The sequence below is a fragment of the Acidihalobacter sp. genome (assembly GCF_037381185.1).
Classification (GTDB): domain Bacteria; phylum Pseudomonadota; class Gammaproteobacteria; order DSM-5130; family Acidihalobacteraceae; genus Acidihalobacter_A.
In genome coordinates, this window is record NZ_JARRQY010000112.1 from 1 (window position 1) to 5,068 (window position 5,068).

The 5,068-nt window shown below is 58.1% G+C and carries 6 protein-coding genes and 1 pseudogene; all 7 read left to right on the plus strand.

The window, feature by feature from the left end; all coding sequences use genetic code 11:
- On the plus strand, window positions 1-123 hold a 123-nt coding region (locus P8014_RS20405; RefSeq protein WP_337819176.1), incomplete at its 5' end, for a helix-turn-helix domain-containing protein.
- Between the two features lie 671 nt (window positions 124-794).
- The gene (locus P8014_RS20410; protein ID WP_337819172.1) at window positions 795-1,055 is read left to right on the plus strand and encodes a hypothetical protein; all 261 of its coding nucleotides are present in this window, start codon (window positions 795-797) and stop codon (window positions 1,053-1,055) included.
- Window positions 1,056-1,121: 66 nt separating this feature from the next.
- Window positions 1,122-1,238: pseudogene (locus tag P8014_RS20415) on the plus strand (helix-turn-helix domain-containing protein); the annotation flags it as partial.
- Between the two features lie 215 nt (window positions 1,239-1,453).
- Window positions 1,454-1,936, plus strand: a complete 483-nt coding sequence (locus tag P8014_RS20420; protein WP_337819173.1) for a pilin — start codon at window positions 1,454-1,456, stop codon at window positions 1,934-1,936.
- A 94-nt stretch (window positions 1,937-2,030) separates the two neighbouring features.
- Window positions 2,031-2,447 (plus strand): pilin, encoded by a 417-nt coding sequence (locus P8014_RS20425; RefSeq protein ID WP_337819174.1) that lies wholly within the window; start codon window positions 2,031-2,033, stop codon window positions 2,445-2,447.
- Window positions 2,448-2,532: 85 nt separating this feature from the next.
- Window positions 2,533-4,503, plus strand: coding sequence for a hypothetical protein (locus P8014_RS20430; protein WP_337819175.1), 1,971 nt, complete (start codon window positions 2,533-2,535; stop codon window positions 4,501-4,503).
- Between the two features lie 44 nt (window positions 4,504-4,547).
- Window positions 4,548-5,068 (plus strand): glycosyltransferase family 2 protein (locus P8014_RS20435; RefSeq protein WP_337819177.1); only part of this gene is annotated, 521 nt, incomplete at its 3' end.

Genomic DNA, 5,068 nt, shown 5'->3' on the forward strand with positions numbered 1-5,068 from the left:
CGCGAAGTCATCCGCCGCGCACTCGAACAGACCCGCTGGAACAAAACCGAAGCCGCGCGCCAGCTCGGCATGAGCTTTCGCCAACTGCGCTACCGGCTGAAAAAGCTAGGCATTGAATATTGAATAGTCTTGGCAGATAACGCTGCGCTAGCCACCCGACAAAACCCACCGACACACCCCACTTCATCGCTACTCGTCCCCCGAAGCCCCCGTGAACCAACACTTGTCGGTCGCGCGTGGCAAGCGGGCATTGCTGCCCAAGTCGGCTCGCCGCCGCACGCAGGAAGTCATAGATGAGTTCTGAGCGACCAGCCGTAGCCTACGTCTGGATATGGCTGCCCGGCGCGACGGAACCCGTGGTCTCCAGACGGCTGGCGTGTGACCGCTCGCGCCTGACATTCAACTACGGTCGCAGCTACCTGGAACGAACAGATGCAATTCCGACCTACGAACCGGAATCGCCGCTGCGGCGCGGGCTGATCCGTCCCGAACCCGGATTCAATTCTCACAGGCTGTCTGCGCGATGCCGCTTCTGACGCCTGGGGTCGACGCGTCATCTTGAACCGGACTTTCGGCGCACAGGGGGAAAATATCGATGCCGGCACACTCGACTTCCAGACCTCGCCAAGCGACTACTGCCCCCGCACGACCCACAGCGCCACACTGGAAGAACTGCTGAACGCCACCGAGACAGTCGAAGCAGGCATTCCGCTATCCCCCGAACTCGATCAGGCGCTGCTCTATGGCAGCTCCATCGGCGGCGCCAGACCGAAGGCCATGAAGCGCGCCCGGCCATGCTCATCGTTGGCGACAAGCGCACGAGAAAGCTGGCGACCTGCCTGGAGGCTGCGCCCAGCCTCCAGGCAGGTCGCGGCGCCGCGCAAGCGCTCATCGCCGAACAGATCGACAGACTATGCACTACCTGGGACGAAATCTGCGAAGAAGCCGCCTTGGACGAAGTCGAGCGCAAACTTCTTGGTCAAAACGTCTTCCTCAACCCCCTCATCTTCGAAGGCGCGCCCGAGCGTTTGCGAACACGCGCCAAGCTTGGCTGATCCCTAACCAGCCGTTCTCACCATCGCCCTCACAGCGCCGATGGATGCACTCCGCTAATCCACCCCACAAAACTCGAACAAACCCGCTGGAACAAAACCGAAGCCGCGCGCCAGCTCGGCATGAGCCTTCGGCAACTGCGCTACCGACTAAAGAAGCTCGCAATCAAACGCCCCGGAAAGTGACAATAAGTGTCACCTTCTGACAATCGAACGACATCTCTCGTCACATTGCCCAGGCCGTAACGCGAGCAGAACGGCGAGAGACCGCCAAATTACTCCAAAGCAGCGTGTTGGTACGCTTCATGCATATCCTTACGTGCAGTGATGCACAAAGGAATTCAGCAAGATCTGCGCAGATCGACATCACCGCGTTAACGCACTTTTTAATGGAGTCAGCTATGAAGAAAAACACCCAAAAGGGCTTTACGCTCATCGAACTGATGATCGTGGTGGCCATCATCGGCATCCTGGCCGCCATCGCCATCCCGGCCTACCAGGATTACACCATTCGCGCCAAGGTGACCGAGGGCCTGAACCTCGCATCTGCCGCCAAACTATCTGTCGCCGACACCTATGCATCCAACGGCACTTTCGCTCAGTCTTGTGGCGCGTTCAATGCCGCGTGCAATCAGTCTTATGGCCTCGCCCAGACAATCGCCGGAACCAACACTTCGAGCATCCTGGTCGGCCCAAATGGCGCAATTCAAATCACGTATCGCAGCAATATGGGCGGCACCGCAAATGGAACAACTCTTGTATTGGTTCCGGATGCCCAAACCGCCAACGGAGGTGGCTCCATGACCTGGACATGCCACTCCGCCGTCAATGCGGCGAATGGCTCCGACCTTCCGGGCAAGTACGCACCGGCCAACTGCCGTTAAGTTTCAATACAGGCGTCGCTTGCGCTTAACTCTAAGCACAATCAAGCAAGCACTGAAAGCCTGAACTCGCGCCCCGTCCTTGACGGGGCGTTTTTTGTACCCCATTGGCATCCTGGCCGCCATCGCCATCCCGGCCTATCAGAACTACACCATCCGCGCCAAGGTCACGGAGGGCATCAATCTCGCTGGAGGCGCCAAACTCGCTGTGTGGGACACATACGGCAACCTCGGCACTTTCCCCGGCGGCGGCAACGCCAATTACGGCCTACCTCTTACGGTTACAGGCACTAACACCAGCAATGTGCAGATCGGTGCCAATGGGCTGATTACCATCACCTTCAAGAGTAACCTGGGCAGCGGCGCCAACGGTACCACGCTACTGCTACAGCCCAGTGTAAACCATGGTGCAATCGAATGGACCTGCTACGCTGCAGGCAAGGCGCCGCAAGCGCCGTTGGCGGTTAACACGGCAACCCTGCCGACCCAGTACGCACCCGCCGTTTGCCGCTGAAACGCGCGAAAGCTAGAGCGCACCGCGCAAAATCATATCCAAGGCAGGGTACACTCGCCCCCCCTAACTCGAGGTTCGCTTGTCCATGCGCCTTCGCCTGACTCTCACCGCCGGCTTAACCGTCGCCATTCTCGCAAGCATCCTGATCTACTGGCCCGGTGTACACGGCGGATTCCTACTCGACGACTACGCCAACATCGTTCAAAACACCGCGCTGAAACCGCATAGCCTGAGCCTCGCCGACTTAATGGCAGCAGCATTTTCCTCCGGCTCCGGCCCGCTGGACCGTCCCATCAGCATGCTCAGCTTCGCGCTAAACGAATACTTCTTTGGCCCCCTTCCCTATTCGATGAAGGTGACCAATATTTTCATCCACGCCGTCAATGGCCTGCTGCTCTATGCCGTAGCCGCCCTAATTCTCACGGCCTATCGCCGCCGCTTCCGCCCGGACTTGAGCCAACGCCTGATCCTCGGCACCGCGCTCGCGATCGCCGCCGCCTGGCTCCTGCTGCCGATCAATCTCACAGCTGTACTCTACATCGTACAGCGTATGACCAGCCTGTCCGGCACCTTCGTGCTTGCCGGAGTTGCGCTCTACCTCTGGGGGCGCTTACGCATGCTCGATGGCAAAGCCGGTTTCTGGTTGCTATGGCTAGCAATGATCGTTTGCGGTGGACTAGGCGTATTAGCTAAAGAAATCGGCGCACTCCTGCCAGTTTATACCGTGGTGGTCGAATGGACACTGTTCAGTTTCACTCGTGCAAGCGGCGAACGCGACAGGCGGCTGTATCTGTACTATTTGATCGTACTCGCGTTGCCGGGCATCCTCGGTCTACTCTGGCTGTGGCCGAGCATTCAGGCTAGCGCTGTTCATTCTATTCGTCCTTTCACACTGACCGAACGCTTACTTACAGAACCACGGGTGGTCCTGCTCTATATCGCTTGGTCGTTAGCCCCCAACCTGGGCACGCTTAGCCTCTACCACGACGATTTCCCTTTCTCCACCGGGCTATTTTCGCCGCCGACGACCTTCTCGGCCATTCTCGGCATCATCGCACTCATCGCCTTAGCCATCTGGCAGCGCAGACAACGCCCTTTGCTCAGCCTGGGCATTCTGTGGTTCCTCTGCGGCCAATTGATGACCGCCACTATTTTCAATCTTGAATTGGTCTTCGAGCACCGTAACTACCTACCCGACTTCGGCTTGTTACTCGCCGTTTTCGGTCTAGCGCTGCTGGAACCGCCCGTCGAACGCCTCCGCTTTGCACGGCGTATTCTCGTCATCGGATTGATAACATTATACGCAGGCATTCTCGGACTGCGCGTACATCAATGGGCCAATCCGATCCGATTCGCCATCATGTCCGCTACCGAACACCCCAATTCACCGCGTGCTACTTACGACCTAGGCCGCACGTATGCAAACTTGGTAACCGAGTCGGATTCGTCGCTGCTACCCGACGCCATAAAGTCACTGGAAAAAGCCGCTGCTGTACCTAACGCCAGCATCCTTCCCGAATCCGCACTGCTTATCCTAAATGCCAAAATCGGCAAGCCGCTGCTGGCTCAATGGTGGAGGAGCATCGACCGAAAGCTATCCAGTCGCCCAGCGACGCCGCAGGACATCAGCGCCCTCAACGCCATGGTGCGCTGCGATTTGAAAGAATGCCATTTCAACAACAACAAAATGATTGGCGCATTCAGGGCAGCTTTGAACAAAAATCCGCGCAACGCCAATATCGTGACAATCTACAGTAACTACACCTTAAACGTACTGCACAATTACGCCTTGACGCAAAAGACAATGCATGTGGCGATCGATCTAGCGCCCAAACAACCTCAATACCGCATCAACCTCATCAAGCTGCAGATATTCCTGCGCCAGTTCGACGCCGCACGCCAGAGCATTGAAGATATGAACGTGCTCAATCGCTTCGGCCATCTGGACACTGTCATTGCCACGCTCAAGAAACGTCTGTCGGAAGCGGAAAAAACGCGGCCCAACAGCCCGCCCCCGAGCCTGAAAGTCCCCAAGAACCCAGCCAGCAAGCACTGACCCGAGCGCGTATCGTGACGCAAAATCAGGTACACATGAAGACGATGCCAGAGTTGCCCCTCCCCTCCCGTTCCCGCCTCAGCATCATCCTGCCCGCACGCAACGAGGCCGGGAACCTGCCCGTCCTGCTTGACGAACTGCGAAAGCGGTACCCCGACGCCGAACGCATCGTCGTCGACGACGGATCCACTGACGACACCGCTATCATCGCCGAGCAACACGGCGCCCAGGTGGTACGCCATCCTTACGGAATGGGGAACGGCGCCGCTATCAAAAGCGGCACCCGGACCGCCCAGGGCGATGTGCTCATATTCATGGACGCCGATGGCCAGCATGATCCCGCTGATATCGAACGTCTCCTAACGCAGCTAGACCAGGGCTACGACATCGTTGTCGGCGCGCGTGACCATAGCTCCCAGGCATCGCTCGGTCGACTTGCGGCAAATACCTTCTACAACCGCCTGGCCAGTTGGGTCACCAACCACAAAGTAGCTGATCTCACCTCGGGTTTCCGCGTGGTGCGCGCCGACAAGTTCCGCCAGTTCCTCTATCTGCTGCCCAACGG